11 protein-coding genes are annotated in these 14,284 nt (G+C 58.9%); 4 read left to right on the forward strand and 7 right to left on the reverse strand.

From position 1 onward, the window contains the following. Positions 1 to 50 precede the first annotated feature (50 nt). Together EDF82_RS00865 and EDF82_RS00870 are read right to left on the reverse strand one after the other, a co-directional pair. Positions 51 to 371: a PTS fructose-like transporter subunit IIB gene (locus tag EDF82_RS00865; RefSeq protein ID WP_123753750.1), complete on the reverse strand. Its 321-nt coding sequence runs from the start codon at positions 369 to 371 to the stop codon at positions 51 to 53. A 20-nt stretch (positions 372 to 391) separates the two neighbouring features. Further along, positions 392 to 1,468 carry a PTS fructose transporter subunit EIIC gene (locus EDF82_RS00870; protein ID WP_123753751.1) on the reverse strand — a complete coding sequence of 359 codons (1,077 nt, stop codon included), beginning with the start codon at positions 1,466 to 1,468 and terminating at the stop codon, positions 392 to 394. 310 nt (positions 1,469 to 1,778) lie between these two features. Between EDF82_RS00870 and ptsP the strand changes: the two genes are divergently transcribed. Further along, complete coding sequence (ptsP, locus tag EDF82_RS00875; protein ID WP_123753752.1) at positions 1,779 to 4,280, forward strand: phosphoenolpyruvate--protein phosphotransferase; 2,502 nt, start codon at positions 1,779 to 1,781, stop codon at positions 4,278 to 4,280. Positions 4,281 to 4,367: 87 nt separating this feature from the next. On the opposite strand, the gene EDF82_RS00880 is transcribed toward ptsP, so the two are convergent. Next, a complete protein-coding gene (locus EDF82_RS00880) occupies positions 4,368 to 5,453 on the reverse strand; it encodes a tartrate dehydrogenase (RefSeq protein WP_123753753.1) in 1,086 nt (361 codons plus the stop codon). An 82-nt stretch (positions 5,454 to 5,535) separates the two neighbouring features. Between EDF82_RS00880 and EDF82_RS00885 the strand changes: the two genes are divergently transcribed. Continuing rightward, entirely contained in the window at positions 5,536 to 6,525 is a 990-nt protein-coding gene (locus tag EDF82_RS00885) for a LysR substrate-binding domain-containing protein (RefSeq protein ID WP_227540085.1), read from the forward strand. On the opposite strand, the gene EDF82_RS00890 is transcribed toward EDF82_RS00885, so the two are convergent. The 4 genes from EDF82_RS00890 to puuD all read right to left on the reverse strand — a co-directional run bounded on the left by EDF82_RS00890 (position 6,522) and on the right by puuD (position 10,885). Next, positions 6,522 to 7,802 carry an FAD-binding oxidoreductase gene (locus EDF82_RS00890; protein ID WP_123753755.1) on the reverse strand — a complete coding sequence of 427 codons (1,281 nt, stop codon included), beginning with the start codon at positions 7,800 to 7,802 and terminating at the stop codon, positions 6,522 to 6,524. The two genes, EDF82_RS00885 and EDF82_RS00890, sit on opposite strands and share 4 nt — an antisense overlap. Positions 7,803 to 7,804: 2 nt before the next feature. Beyond that, positions 7,805 to 9,292 carry an aldehyde dehydrogenase PuuC gene (gene puuC / locus EDF82_RS00895; RefSeq protein WP_123753756.1) on the reverse strand — a complete coding sequence of 496 codons (1,488 nt, stop codon included), beginning with the start codon at positions 9,290 to 9,292 and terminating at the stop codon, positions 7,805 to 7,807. 257 nt (positions 9,293 to 9,549) lie between these two features. Continuing rightward, positions 9,550 to 10,107: an HTH-type transcriptional regulator PuuR gene (gene puuR / locus EDF82_RS00900; protein ID WP_123753757.1), complete on the reverse strand. Its 558-nt coding sequence runs from the start codon at positions 10,105 to 10,107 to the stop codon at positions 9,550 to 9,552. Positions 10,108 to 10,132: 25 nt separating this feature from the next. After that, complete coding sequence (puuD, locus tag EDF82_RS00905; protein WP_174510323.1) at positions 10,133 to 10,885, reverse strand: gamma-glutamyl-gamma-aminobutyrate hydrolase; 753 nt, start codon at positions 10,883 to 10,885, stop codon at positions 10,133 to 10,135. A gap of 226 nt (positions 10,886 to 11,111) precedes the next feature. Here puuD and EDF82_RS00910 point away from each other — a divergent pair, with 226 nt between their 5' ends. Next, on the forward strand, positions 11,112 to 12,530 hold the full coding sequence (locus EDF82_RS00910; RefSeq protein ID WP_123753759.1) for a glutamine synthetase family protein: 1,419 nt from the start codon (positions 11,112 to 11,114) through the stop codon (positions 12,528 to 12,530). Positions 12,531 to 12,884: 354 nt separating this feature from the next. Continuing rightward, on the forward strand, positions 12,885 to 14,276 hold the full coding sequence (locus tag EDF82_RS00920) for an APC family permease (protein WP_123755435.1): 1,392 nt from the start codon (positions 12,885 to 12,887) through the stop codon (positions 14,274 to 14,276). The last annotated feature ends 8 nt before the right edge of the window (positions 14,277 to 14,284 follow it).

The following is a 14,284-nucleotide window of genomic DNA, read 5'->3' on the forward strand; positions in this document are numbered from 1 at the left end:
AAACTCCATGTTATTCAGGCGGGGCACAAACCGTGCCCCGCGTGTTTCATTCAGGCTTTCTGGGCAAGATGGCTGTCGATTTTGTTCATAATGGCGTCGGCCCGTTTCACCGCGTCGCTGATGTTGACGCGCACGATGGTTTTACCGGCGAAGCGCTCTTCGAACTTGATACCGATATCTTTGGTGAGGATCACGATATCGGCGCTGGCGACGTCTTCGTCGGTCAGTTCGTTCTCAATCCCGATAGAGCCCTGCGTTTCGACTTTGACCTGCCAGCCCTTGGTTTTGGCGGCGCTTTCCAGCGACTCGGCGGCCATATAGGTATGGGCAACGCCAGACGGGCAAGCGGTAACGGCGATAATTTTGGTCATACAATATTCCTTCCCGTGTATCAGTTAATTTCGAAATCAAGATCTATCTCGTCGTTGGCTTTCGCGGCGGACGCTTTCTTTCTGGCGAGGGCTTTGAGCAGGATGACGCAGCCCGCGCTGACTACGGCCCCCACCAGCAGGCCCGCAATAAAGCCGCCTTTGCCCTGTACCACCGGCAGGACAATCAGCCCACCCCAGCCGGCGTAACACTGTGCGCCGAGCAGCGCCGCGGTCACGCAGCCTGCGGCGGCACCAATCATATTGGCGGGGATCACCCGCAGCGGGTCAGCGGCGGCAAAAGGAATGGCGCCTTCGGTGACGCCCACGCATCCCATCACCAGCGCGGCTTTACCGGTTTCGCGTTCTTCAGCGGAGAAGTATTTGCGGCCAATCAGCGTCGCCAGACCCATGCCCAGCGGCGGAACGGCGATACCGACGGCGGCGATGGCGACCACGCTGTAGACGCCCTGTGAGACGCAGATCAGCATGAAGGCGTAGGCCACTTTGTTAACCGGGCCGCCCATGTCGAAGGCCAGCATCAGTCCCATAATGACGGCCAGCACGATGATGCTGCCTTCGCGCATTCCCTGCAGCCACCCGGTCAGGCTGGCGGTCAGCGCGCCAATCGGCTCACCGAGGCCCCACATCATGATCCCGGCGGTAATAAAGGTGCCGATAATCGGAATAACGAAGATTGGCATCACCGAGCGCAGCACTTTGTGCACCGGGATTTTTTTCAGGTAGTAGACCACCAGGCCGCCAATCAGCCCGGCAATCAGCGCGCCGAAGAAACCGGCGCCAAAGCTGTTGCCGACCCAGGCGCCGATGGCGCAGGGGGCCAGCGCCGCGCGGTCGGCGATGGAGTAGCCGATGTAGGCCGCCAGAAACGGTACCATCAGCGTCAGGCCGGCCACGCCGATATCAAACAGTTTTTTGAGGTTAGGATCGGAGACCGCGTCGGGTACCGCCCCCTTGCCATACAACATCACGGAGACCGCCAGCAGGATCCCCCCGGACACGACAAATGGGATCATGTGCGAGACCCCGGTCATCAGGTGCTGGCGTGTATTTTTTAGTATTTGCACCAGTTCGTTCATCATTTTTCTCCTGAGCGCTGTGTGGCCCGTGGCTGAGTTGATGCATCAACCTTAGAAAAAGGGCGACGCTTAAAACAGTAGAGAAAAAGTGCATTTACTGGATATTTGTAAGGTGAGCGGAAAATTGCGATCCACCTCAAATCTTAGTCTTGCTGGGGTATTGAATCATTTTGAGACGCGATTTGTGATGGCGGGCATAAAAACGAACGAAGCATACAATTGTCCAGTAATTGCCAGTTTTGTCGTGTAGTGACTGGCAAAGACATTCTTTACCTTTTGAATAACTCACGCATTGCTCAGGAGGAAGGCGATGGCTCTGGTAATTGAATTCATTTGTGATTTGCCCAATGGCGTCCATGCGCGACCGGCAAGTCTGGTTGAAACGCTGTGCAACAAGTTTTCGTCTTCGGTCGAATGGGTCAATACCCGCAGCGACGGGCGCGGCAATGCTAAAAGCGCGCTGGCGATTATCGGCACGAATACCATCAAAGGGGATGGCTGCCAGCTGATTATTGAGGGTCAGGACCAGCAGCAGGCGTTCGATGCGCTGTCGGCGTTTATGCGTGATGAATTTCCGCACTGCGATACGCCGCTGCCGACGGCGGACAAGGTGGATATCCAGCCGGTGCCGCAATCGCTGTCGGGTCTGAATCCAACCCTGTTCCACGCGTTACCGGTCTGCGCCGGCAGCGCCGGGGGCGTGCTCACGCACCTGAAATCGCTGGATCTGCGCGATACCGGGACGTTGCCTGCGGCGGGGAGCATCGAGCAGGAGCAGGCGTTGCTCGATAACGGCCTGACGCTGCTGGTCAAAAATATCGAGTTTCGGCTGCTGGACAACGACGGAACCGCCAGCGCGATCCTCGACGCGCATCGCTCTCTGGCCACCGACGCCTCCCTGCGCCAGCATCTGCTGGGCGGGCTGCTGACCGGCCTGAGCTGTGCCGAGGCGATCGTTGCCACTGGCGAACATTTTTGCGCGCAGTTCAGCGCCTCCGGGAACGCTTATCTGCAGGAGCGGGTACTGGACGTTCGCGATGTCTGCTTCCAGCTGCTGCAGCACATCTATGGCGAATCGCGCTTTCCGGCGCCGGGCAAACTGACGCAAGCCGCCGTGTGCCTTGCCGATGAGTTAACCCCCAGCCAGTTTCTGGAGCTGGATAAAACGCTGCTCAAAGGCCTGCTGCTGCGCAGCGGCGGCACCACTTCACATACGGTGATCCTCGCGCGGTCGTTCAATATTCCGACCCTGGTGGGGGTGGATATGGCGGCGCTGTTGCCGTGGGTTGACCGGCCGGTGCAGATCGACGGCAACGCCGGCCTGGTGGTGGTGCAGCCGGACGAGGCGGTGGCGCGCTACTATCGGCAGGAAGCCTGGGTGCAGGATCAGATACGCCAGCAGCAGCAGGCCTGGCTGGATAAAGCGGGCCGCACCGAAGACGGCATACGCGTAGAAGTGGCGGCGAATATTGCCCACTCTGTCGAGGCCGCGTCGGCGTTCGGTCACGGCGCGCAGGCGGTGGGGCTGTTCCGCACCGAAATGCTGTATATGGATCGCCCGAGCGCGCCGTCGGAAAACGAGCTCTACAATATTTTTTGCCAGGCGCTGGAGCCGGCCAACGGACGCAGCATTATCATTCGCACCATGGATATCGGCGGCGATAAGCCCGTGTCCTACCTTAATATTCCGGCGGAGAACAACCCGTTCCTCGGCTACCGGGCGGTGCGGATCTATGAAGAGTATCAGGCGCTGTTCCGTACCCAGCTGCGGGCCATTTTGCGCGCGTCGGCGCACGGTTCGCTGAAGATCATGATCCCAATGATTTCCTCAATGGAGGAGATTTTATGGGTGAAGGAGCAACTGGCGGATGCCAAACAGTCGCTACGCAGCGAACACATTCCGTTTGATGAGACGATCCCGTTCGGGATTATGCTCGAAGTGCCGTCGGTGATGTTTATCATCGACCAGTGCTGTGAAGAGATTGATTTCTTTAGCATCGGCAGCAACGACCTGACCCAGTATCTGCTGGCGGTGGATCGCGATAACGCCAGGGTGACGCGTCACTATAACAGCCTCAATCCGGCATTTTTACGCGCGCTGGATTATGCGGTTCAGGCGGTGCATCGCCAGGGGAAATGGATCGGCCTGTGCGGCGAGCTGGGGGCTAAAGGGTCGGTGCTGCCGCTGCTGGTGGGGCTGGGGCTGGACGAGCTGAGCATGAGCGCACCGTCGATCCCGGCCACCAAAGCGCGTCTGGCACAGCTCGATAGCCGCGCCTGTCGGCAGTTGCTGAATCAGGCGATGCAGTGTCGCACCTCGCTGGAGGTGGAGCATCTGCTGGCCCAGTTCCGCATGACCCAGCAGGATGCGCCGCTGATTACCCCCCAGTGCATTACGCTGAACAGCGACTGGCGCAGCAAAGAGGAGGTGATCAAAGGCATGACCGATAACCTGCTGTTGGCCGGGCGCTGCCGTTACCCACGCAAGCTGGAGGCCGACCTGTGGGCCCGCGAGGCGGTGTTCTCCACCGGTTTAGGTTTTAGTTTTGCCATCCCGCACAGCAAGTCGGAGCATATCGAGCAGTCGACCATCAGCGTGGCGCGTCTGGCGCAGCCGGTGGCGTGGGGCGATGACGAGGCGCAGTTTGTGATTATGCTGACCCTCAACAAGCATTCCGCTGGCGACCAGCATATGCGGATCTTCTCGCGGCTGGCGCGACGCATTATGCACGAAGCGTTCCGGCAATCGCTGGTGACCGCCGAAAGCAGCGAGGCGATTGCCGCGCTGCTGCAGCGGGAGCTGGAGCTGTAACCCGGGCGTCCTCCCCGGTGGCGCTGCGCTGACCGGGCTACGGGCTTGCGGTAGCCCGGACAGGCGCAACGCGCCGGGGGATTTTCCTTACCGGCCGAGCGCCTGGCAAATTGCGGCGCCCACCTGCTGGGTGGAGGCGCTGCCCTGCATATCCGGCGTTTTCGGTCCGCTGGCGATGGTCTGCTCAATCGCCGCCAGAATACCGTCATGGGCGGCCCGATAACGCGCATCTCCGTTGCCGAGGAAATCGAGCATCATCGCCCCGGCCCAGATGGTGGCGATGGGGTTGGCGATATTTTTACCGTAGATATCCGGCGCCGAGCCGTGAACCGCTTCAAACAGCGACGGGAAGGTGCGCTCCGGATTGAGGTTTGCCGACGGGGCAATCCCGATGGTGCCGGTACAGGCCGGGCCGAGGTCGGAGAGGATATCGCCGAACAGGTTTGAGGCAACCACTACGTCAAAACGCTCCGGCTGTAGCACAAAGCGGGCGCACAGAATATCAATATGCTGCTTGTCCCACTGTACCTGCGGATAGTGCTGAGCCATGGCTTCAACCCGCGAGTCCCAGAATGGCATGCTGATGGCGAGGCCGTTGGATTTGGTCGCCGATGTTAACGTCTTGCGCGGGCGACTTTGCGCCAGCTCAAAGGCGTAGCGCAGGATCCGGTCCACGCCGCGGCGGGTAAACACCGACTCCTGAATCACCACTTCATGCTCGGTCCCAGGATTAACATGCCCGCCGAGGGCGGAATATTCCCCTTCGGTATTCTCGCGCACTACGTAAAAATCGATATCGCCGGGCTGCTTACCTGCCAACGGGCAGGGAACCCCAGGGAACAGACGCACCGGGCGCAGGTTGACGTACTGGTCGAACTCGCGGCGGAACTTCAGCAGCGAACCCCACAGGGAGATGTGATCCGGCACAATATCCGGCCAGCCGACCGCGCCGAAATAGATCGCATCGAACGGTTTCAGTTGCGCCTGCCAGTCGTCGGGCATCATTTTTCCGTGCCGGGCGTAGTAATCGCAGCTGGCCCATTCAATGTGCTCGAAGCTTAACGCCAGCCCCCAGCGTTCGGCGGCGGCCTGCAGTACGCGAATGCCCTCAGGCAGCACTTCTTTACCGATGCCATCGCCGGGGATGGCGGCAATACGTAGGGTTTTATTCATCGTTGTTCTCAGTTTGCGGTAAGGAAAATTGACTTCACCGCTATCCTATAATTGACTGATTCATAATTAATCCCGTCAACTGGTGAAACATAAAACACGAATCATGAATAATCTGCCGCTGCTGAACGATTTACGCGTCTTTATGCTGGTCGCCCGTCGCGCCGGTTTTGCCGCTGCTGCCGAAGAGCTGGGCGTTTCGCCGGCGTTTGTCAGCAAGCGGGTGTCGTTGCTGGAGCAAACGCTTAATGTCCAGCTGCTGCACCGCACCACCCGCCGGGTCGCCATCACCGAAGAGGGGGAGCGTATCTACGAGTGGGGGCAGCGCATTTTGCAGGATGTCGACCAGATGATGGATGAGCTCTCGGACGTGCGGCAGGTGCCGCAGGGGACGCTGCGGATTATCAGCAGCTTTGGCTTTGGTCGCCGGGTGGTCGCTCCGGCGCTGTCTGAGCTGGCCCAGCGCTATCCGCAACTGGAGATCCGTTTTGATGTCGCCGACCGGCTGGTGGATTTAGCCAATGAGGGGGTCGATCTGGATATCCGCGTGGGGGACGATATTGCTCCCCATTTGATTGCCCGCAAGCTAGCCACCAATCACCGGATTCTCTGCGCCTCACCGGAATTTGTGGCCCGTCATTCCCGGCCAAAGCAGCTGAGCGACCTTGCCGCGCTGCCTTGCCTGGTGATCAAAGAACGCGACCGGCCCTTTGGCGTCTGGCAGCTGCACGATAAAGAGGGGGAACACGCGATTAAAGTGACCGGGCCGCTGTCGTCGAACCATGGCGAAATCGTCCACCAGTGGTGCCTGGAGGGCCAGGGGATCGCGCTGCGATCGTGGTGGGACGTCAGGGAGAATATCGCCAGCGGCAATCTGCTGCATCTGCTGCCGGAGTATTATCAGCCCGCCAGCATCTGGGCGGTGTACGTGTCACGGCTGGCGACCTCGGCGAAAATTCGCATCTGCGTGGAGTTTTTGCGCCACTACTTTCAGCAGCATTTCCCCCAGAGCCTGCCGGAACAGGAGAGTGAGGCAAGGTTGCCGACGGCGGGCGCCGTCGGCAGAGGGGATTAAACGCCCAGCCGATCGCGCAGGCTGTAGTAGGCCGCGCCCATGGCGGTAAACGGAATGCGCAAGCTGCGCCCACCGGGGAACGGATAGTGCGGCAGGTTGGCAAAGGCGTCGAAGCGCTCGGCATCCCCGCGCAGCAGCTCGGAAATCAGCCGTCCGGCGAGGTGGGTACAGGTCACGCCGTGCCCGCTGTAGCCCTGCATGTAATAGATGTTGTTATCGAGGCGGCCAAACTGCGGCATCCTCGAGAGCGTCAGCAGGAAGTTGCCGGTCCAGCGGTAGTCGATTTTCACCCCTTGCAGCTGCGGGAAGGTTTTCAGCAGCTTCGGCATAATCAGGCGCTCGACGTCGTCCGGGTCACGAGCGCCGTAGACCACGCCGCCGCCGTACAGCAGACGGTTGTCGCCGGTCAGGCGGTAGTAATCCAGCAGGTAGTTACAATCTTCGACGCAGTAGTTTTTCGGGATCAGCGAACGCGCGACCTCCTCCGAAAGCGGTTCGGTGGTGACGACCTGGGTGCCGCACGGCATGCTGCGTTTGGCCAGTTCTGGCTCGACTTTATCGCCAAGGTAGGCGTTGCCGGCGACGATCACGTAGCGGGCGGTGACCTGGCCTTTGGCGGTGGTCACCACCGCCGGGCTGGTGTGCTGGATGCGGGTGACCGGTGACTGCTCGTACACCCGGCCGCCGTTAAGGCGAATGGCATCTGCTTCGCCGATGGCCAGATTGAGCGGATGAATATGGCCGCCGCTATGGTCGAGCAGGGCGCCGGTGTAGCGGTCGCTGTTAACTTCCTGGCGGATGGCGCTGGCGTCCAGCAGCTCCAGCTGCTGATTACCGTAGCGCTCCCAGTTCGCTTTCTGCTCTTCCAGGGTTTCCAGCTGTTTGTGGTTCATCGCCACAAACAGGCCGCCGGGGCGGTAGTCGCACTGGATCTGGTAGCGCTGGATGCGCTCGCGAATAATATTGCCGCCTTCGAACATCATGCTGCCGAGCATGCGGGCCGCGTCGGGGCCGTAGGTTTTTTCAATCACGTCGATATCGCGGCTGTAGGAGTTGACCAGCTGGCCGCCGTTGCGCCCGCTGGCGCCGAAGCCAATGCGCGCGCTTTCCAGCAGCACCACGTCGTAGCCCATTTCGGCCAGATGGAGGGCCGAAGAGAGGCCGGTATAGCCGCCGCCGATAACGCAGACATCGCAGCTGATGGATTCGCTCAGCGTCGGAAAGGGTTCGTAGCTGTTGGCGCTGGCGGCGTAATAACTGGTGGTATGTTCGGTCATGATTAAGACTCCAGAGTCATCCATATCGTTTTCAGTTCGGTGAATTTTTCCAGCGCGTGCAGCGACTTATCTCGTCCGTTGCCGCTCTGCTTATACCCGCCAAACGGCACGGTCATGTCACCATCGTTATAGTTGTTCACAAACACGGAGCCGGCTTTCAGACGGCGGCTCATCCGGTGGGCGCGGGAAAGATCGCGGGTCCAGACCGCGGCGCCCAGGCCGTAATCGCTGTCATTAGCGAGGCGCAGGGCTTCCTCTTCCGAGGTGAAGCGGGTTACCACCAATACCGGGCCAAAAATCTCCTCGCGGCTCAGCGGGGACGTCGGGTCAACGTCGACGAAAATCGTCGGGCCGACGGCGGCGGGCCACGGATTTTTGCGCCCGTCCAGCAGCAGGGTGCTGTGACTTTCTCCGACGCGGATGAAGCTGTGCACGCTGTCGGCATGGGTGTTATCGATCAGCATTCCCATGGTGGTCTCGGGATCCAGCGGGTTGCCCGGCTGCCAGAGGCGCGCCTGCTCCTGCAGGCGGCGCAGGAACTCGTCGGCGATGCTCGCTTCGACCAGCAGACGGGTGCCGGCGATGCAGACCTGGCCCTGGTTGTAGAAGATGCCGCCGGCGGTGGCGTTAACCGCTTTTTGCAGGTCCGGGCAGTCGGCAAAGACGATGTTGGCGCTCTTGCCGCCCGCTTCCAGCCAGACGCGTTTCATGTTGCTGTCGCCGGCATCTTTTAACAGCTGTTTGCCGGTCCGGGTGGAGCCGGTAAAGGTCAGCACTTCGACGTCGGGGTGTAGCGACAGGGCCTGGCCCGCTTCGTGGCCGTAGCCGCTGATCACGTTCAGCACGCCATCCGGCAGGCCGGCCTCTTTCGCCAGTCCGGCCAGACGCAGGGCGGTCAGCGGGGATTTTTCTGACGGTTTGAGGATCACGCTGTTGCCGGTTGCCAGCGCCGGGCCAAGCTTCCAGCAGGCCAGCAGCAGAGGGAAGTTCCATGGCACCACGGCGGCAATGACGCCAACCGGTTCGCGGACGATCATCGCCAGTTCATTAGCGCCGGTGGGGGCCACTTCGCCATACACTTTGTCGATGGCTTCGGCGTACCAGCGGATGGCGCGGGCGGCGCCGGGAATATCGTCGCGCAGGCTGTGGCGGATCGGCTTCCCGGTATCGAGGGTTTCCAGCAGCGCCAGCTCTTCACGATGAAGCTCCATCAGGTCCGCCAGCTTGTTGAGCACGGCTTTGCGCTGCGCCGGCGAGGCCTGGGACCAGTCACCGCGATCGAACACGCGACGGGCGGCCTGCACGGCGAGTTCGACGTCGGCCTTTTTGCCCCGGGCAACGTGCGCCAGGGTCTGCTGTGCGGCGGGGTCGATGGTTTCAAACGTGGTATTATCGACAGCAGAGCAATAGTCGCCATTAATAAATAACCGCGTTTCAATCTCCATGCTTTTCGCTTTATCCTGCCACCAGGCCAGATGTTTGAAATCCATATAAGACTCCTTAATCACATAATCGAATTGTAGGCATGCCGGACCGTGCGGGGCGTAGGGCGTCCCCGGGGGCAGATACCGTTATTGCGCGTTTTATTCGCGCCTGTGTATTAGTCGGGCCCGCAGGAAATAAGCCGCCGCGCGACGCAGCAGAATCGTTGCGCAGCTGCATATTTGCGTGTTCTTCGCGCCGTGGGAAAATGGGCTTCCGACGGCGCTGGCCTGAAGAAAGCCTGAGATAGTCTCAGGCTAAAAAATCAGAATGTGGTGGGAGTATGGGCACTGATAATTCGGCAGACGCCTGCCGAGGTATTGCTGAAACTGTGCGGTATGCCGGTATTAATGGCATAGCTCTGTCCAGCCACCAGATGATACGACTGGCCGTTCATCTCCAGTACGACTTCACCTTCCAGTATGGTGCCTATTTCCTCACCCTGATGTTTGATCCTCTCCCCGGTCGTGGTTCCAGGCTGGTAAGTTTCAAAAATCATCGCCAGCGTACGGTTCGGATTTCCATTGTGGACCAGCTTCATCGAAACCCCCTGACTGCCGATTTCGATAAGGTCATCCTGATTAATCACCACCTGGGGTTCATCAGGTTTTTCTGGTTCAGAAAAGAATTCCGAGAGCGACAGCCCATAAACTTTCAGCAGCTTTTGCAGCGTACTGATGGCAGGACTGACTTTGTCCTGTTCTATGGTGCTGATGGCACTATGTGTTAACCCAGACAGTTCGGCGGCACGACGTTGTGAGAGACCCAGCTGTTGGCGGATCGCTGACAGACGTTTTCCTGGCGCCAGGCCGTCATCGCTCATATTTGCATTTCCTTAACTGTAATGGTCAGAGCCGCTGCTTTTCAGCCATGTGGTTCTGACAGGCGGTGATAAAACCTTCAAACAACAAACGCGAGAGGGCGTATTCGCTACTGTTCCATTCTGGGTGCCATTGCACGCCCAGCGCGAAAGGGTGGTCATTGACGCTGACCGCCTCAGCCAGCCCATCCGAAGAACGAGCTTCGACGCGCAGACGTGAGCTTACGGTGCGTGCGCCCTGCCCATGTAGCGAGTTTACCCAAAACGTGTTGCAGCCCGGTATTAACTGAGAAAGTAATCCTCCTTCCTGAACCAGTACTTCGTGAGAGGGGGCATATTGTTGCTCAACCGGCAGCTCCGGATCTTCGCGATGCTCAAGGAGCTCCGGCTGCTCGAAAAGACGACGATACAGAGTCCCTCCGGTGGCGACAACCAGTTCCTGTAACCCACGGCAGATGGCGAAAATGGGGATGCGCCTTTCGAGCGCGGCGTTAATCAATGCCATGCTCAGAAGATCACGCCCGGGATCGGCGTCAGGCTCATCGCCGTTTTCACCATAAAGGTGCGGCTGCACATTGCTAGGGCTGCCTGGCAGGTAGATGCCATCCAGTTTCGGTAACAACGCGGCAAGCATTTCCGGCTCGGCCAGCGCGTGCGGCAGGGCAATCGGCAACCCTCCGGCGTTAATAATGGCATTCAGGTACTTTTCTTGCAGAGTCTGGGTCTGGTGACCCTTCAGCCTGTTCCTGCACATCACGACACCAATAACTGGTCTGTACATTATATTTTCCATGATCGCCCTCACAAAGTGGACTAAATAATGACCGTTTAGCGTGCCAAATGGCCACATCGTTCAATATTTTCTCAATCTAGCAGCGCAAATAGCCGTTTGCAAACTTAATTTAACATTTGACAAACATTTTGTTTGCATACACATTCGAATGGTGGACATTATATTTAACGGCAAGATAGCCAGCGGTCCGAAACCAACACAACGGCGGTGAATGATGGAAACCAATATTGTAGAAGTTGAGAATTTTGTTCAGCAGTCAGAAGAGAGACGGGGCAGCGCATTCACTCATGAGGTGAAGCGCTACCTTGAACGTTATCCCGAGACGCAGTATGTCGATGTGTTGCTGACCGACCTGAACGGCTGCTTCCGTGGCAAACGTATTCCGGTCTCCAGCCTGAGCAAGCTGGAAAAAGGCTGCTACTTCCCGGCGTCGGTTTTTGCCATGGATATTCTCGGCAATGTGGTGGAAGAGGCCGGTCTTGGCCAGGATATGGGCGAGCCGGATCGTTCCTGCATCCCGGTGCCGGGGACCTTAACCCCGTCGGCTGCCGATCCGCAATCTATCGCTCAGGTACAGCTGACGATGGTGGATGAAGATGGCGCTCCCTTTGACGTTGAGCCGCGGAACGTACTTAACCGCCTCTGGCAGCAGCTGCGCCAGCGCGGATTGTTCCCCGTGGTAGCGGTAGAGCTGGAGTTCTATTTACTGGATCGTAAACGTGATGCCGAAGGCTATCTACAGCCACCTTGCGCGCCGGGCACCGGCGATCGCAACACCCAGAGCCAGGTCTACTCGGTGGACAACCTCAACCACTTCGCCGACGTGCTCAATGACATCGATGAACTGGCCCAGCTGCAGCTGATTCCGGCCGATGGCGCGGTGGCCGAAGCCTCACCGGGTCAGTTTGAAATCAACCTTCATCATACCGATAACGTGCTCGATGCCTGCGATGATGCGCTGGCGTTAAAACGCCTCGTGCGTTTGATGGCCGAGAAGCATAAGATGCATGCCACTTTTATGGCCAAGCCTTATGAAGAGCACGCGGGCAGCGGGATGCACATCCATATCAGCATGCAAAACCACCGGGGCGAAAACGTGCTGGCGGACGCCGACGGCGAGGATTCTGCGCTGTTGAAACGCGCGCTGGCCGGGATGATTGACCTGATGCCGTCGTCGATGGCGCTGCTGGCGCCGAACGTTAACTCGTGGCGTCGTTTCCAGCCGGGGATGTATGTCCCGACTCAGGCCTCCTGGGGGCATAACAACCGCACCGTGGCGCTGCGGATCCCGTGCGGCGATCGTCAGAACCACCGCGTGGAGTATCGCGTGGCGGGAGCGGATGCCAACCCGTATCTGGTGATGGCGGCGATTTTCGCCGGCATATTGCACGGGCTGGACAATACGCTGCCGCTGCAGGAAGAAGTGGAAGGCAATGGCCTGGAGCAGGAAGGGCTGCCGTTCCCGATCCGTCAAAGCGATGCGCTGTGGGAGTTTATGCAAAACGATAGCCTGCGCGCGCGGCTGGGTGAGCGTTTCTGCCACGTTTATCACGCCTGTAAGAATGATGAATTAATGCAGTTTGAACGGCTTATCACCGAAACCGAAATTGAGTGGATGTTGAAAAACGCCTGATGGTTGCCCCGCAAGGGGCCGCTACCGTCGAGCGATAAAGTTGCATCATACGGCCTGAGCGGAGCCTGGTCGGACGTTTTTGCTGGAAGTCCAGCGATTTCCCGGATGTCGCGTAAAGGAGCGCAGGCGATACCGGGCTTCAGTTAACGACACAGTGTGTGACGAGGAAAGAGATGATGCCGATGTTCAAATATCCGCAGGGAGAAGGGGGCCATGAAGGCCGCAAGATGTCCGAATCAACCGCCGCTCGTCGGTCTGTCCTGAACGATTTTTTATGCCTTACCCCCCTGTTAAGCAGGTTTGTCACCCGATCATTGTGCGCACAAACCAACGTTTGCATGGGGGGGGATGCTCATGGTTGCTAACACCTCGCTCGATGTGTCGTCTGCCGCCGGCAAACCCGGCCTGCGCAAGTCGCTCAAGCTGTGGCAAGTGGTGGTAATGGGGTTGGCCTATCTCACCCCGATGTCGGTATTTGATACCTTCGGGATTGTGTCCGGCATCAGCAACGGCCACGTGCCCGCTTCCTATCTTCTGGCGCTGGCCGGAGTGCTGTTTACCGCGATCAGCTACGGTAAGCTGGTGCGGCAGTTCCCGGAGGCCGGGTCGGCGTACACCTACGCGCAGAAGTCGATCAGTCCTCACGTCGGCTTTATGGTGGGCTGGTCATCGCTGCTCGATTACCTGTTCTTACCGATGATTAACGTCTTACTGGCGAAGATCTATTTGTCGGCGCTGTTCCCGGAAGTGCCGCCGTGGATCTGGGTGGTGGGGTTTGTCGTGATTCTGACGGCGGCGAATCTTAAAAGCGTTAACCTGGTGGCGAACTTTAATACTCTGTTTGTGCTGGTGCAGATTGCGATCATGGTGGTGTTTATCTTCCTGGTGGTGCAGGGGCTGCACAAAGGGGAAGGGGTTGGCACCGTATGGTCGTTGCAGCCGTTTATCAGCCAGAACGCGCATCTGATCCCGATTATTACCGGGGCGACGATCGTCTGCTTCTCGTTCCTTGGTTTTGACGCGGTGACGACGCTGTCAGAAGAGACCCCGGACGCCGCGCGGACGATCCCGAAAGCGATTTTCCTGACGGCGGTGTACGGCGGGATTATCTTTATCGTCGCCTCGTTCTTTATGCAGCTCTTTTTCCCTGATATCAGCCGCTTTAAGGACCCGGATGCAGCGCTGCCGGAAATTGCGCTGTATGTCGGCGGCAAGCTGTTCCAGTCAATTTTCCTGTGCACTACCTTCGTGAATACCCTGGCGTCGGGCCTGGCGTCGCATGCCAGCGTGTCGCGTCTGCTGTACGTTATGGGGCGGGATAACGTCTTCCCGGAACGTATTTTCGGCTATGTGCATCCGAAGTGGCGGACGCCGGCGCTGAACGTGCTGATGGTCGGGGTAGTGGCGCTGTCGGCGCTGTTCTTCGACCTGGTGACCGCGACGGCGCTGATCAACTTCGGCGCGCTGGTGGCCTTTACCTTCGTTAATCTGTCGGTGTTCAACCACTTCTGGCGGCGCAAGGGCTATAACAAAACGTGGAAGGATCGCCTGCATTATCTGATTCTGCCGCTGATCGGCGCTGCGACGGTGGCGGTGCTGTGGATCAACCTTGAGGCGACATCGTTAACGCTGGGGCTGGTATGGGGCGCGGTGGGGCTGCTGTATTTGACCTATTTAACCCGTCGTTTCCGTCAGCCGCCGCCGCAATTCGATGCGGCGAAAGCCGAGCGGGCGTGGGAATCGTAGCCGTTCAG

Origin of the sequence: Klebsiella sp. BIGb0399 (assembly GCF_003752615.1) — a bacterium.
GTDB classification, from domain to species: Bacteria; Pseudomonadota; Gammaproteobacteria; order Enterobacterales; family Enterobacteriaceae; genus Klebsiella; species Klebsiella lignicola.

What these genes read in the sequence shown, in the direction of transcription:
- EDF82_RS00865 (WP_123753750.1), bottom strand. Translation starts at nt 371, where the DNA reads ATGACCAAAATTATCGCCGTTACCGCTTGCCCGTCTGGCGTTGCCCAT.
- EDF82_RS00870 (WP_123753751.1), bottom strand. Translation starts at nt 1,468, where the DNA reads ATGAACGAACTGGTGCAAATACTAAAAAATACACGCCAGCACCTGATG.
- ptsP (WP_123753752.1), top strand. Translation starts at nt 1,779, where the DNA reads ATGGCTCTGGTAATTGAATTCATTTGTGATTTGCCCAATGGCGTCCAT.
- EDF82_RS00880 (WP_123753753.1), bottom strand. Translation starts at nt 5,453, where the DNA reads ATGAATAAAACCCTACGTATTGCCGCCATCCCCGGCGATGGCATCGGT.
- EDF82_RS00890 (WP_123753755.1), bottom strand. Translation starts at nt 7,802, where the DNA reads ATGACCGAACATACCACCAGTTATTACGCCGCCAGCGCCAACAGCTAC.
- puuC (WP_123753756.1), bottom strand. Translation starts at nt 9,292, where the DNA reads ATGGATTTCAAACATCTGGCCTGGTGGCAGGATAAAGCGAAAAGCATG.
- puuR (WP_123753757.1), bottom strand. Translation starts at nt 10,107, where the DNA reads ATGAGCGATGACGGCCTGGCGCCAGGAAAACGTCTGTCAGCGATCCGC.
- puuD (WP_174510323.1), bottom strand. Translation starts at nt 10,885, where the DNA reads ATGTACAGACCAGTTATTGGTGTCGTGATGTGCAGGAACAGGCTGAAG.
- EDF82_RS00910 (WP_123753759.1), top strand. Translation starts at nt 11,112, where the DNA reads ATGGAAACCAATATTGTAGAAGTTGAGAATTTTGTTCAGCAGTCAGAA.
- EDF82_RS00920 (WP_123755435.1), top strand. Translation starts at nt 12,885, where the DNA reads ATGGTTGCTAACACCTCGCTCGATGTGTCGTCTGCCGCCGGCAAACCC.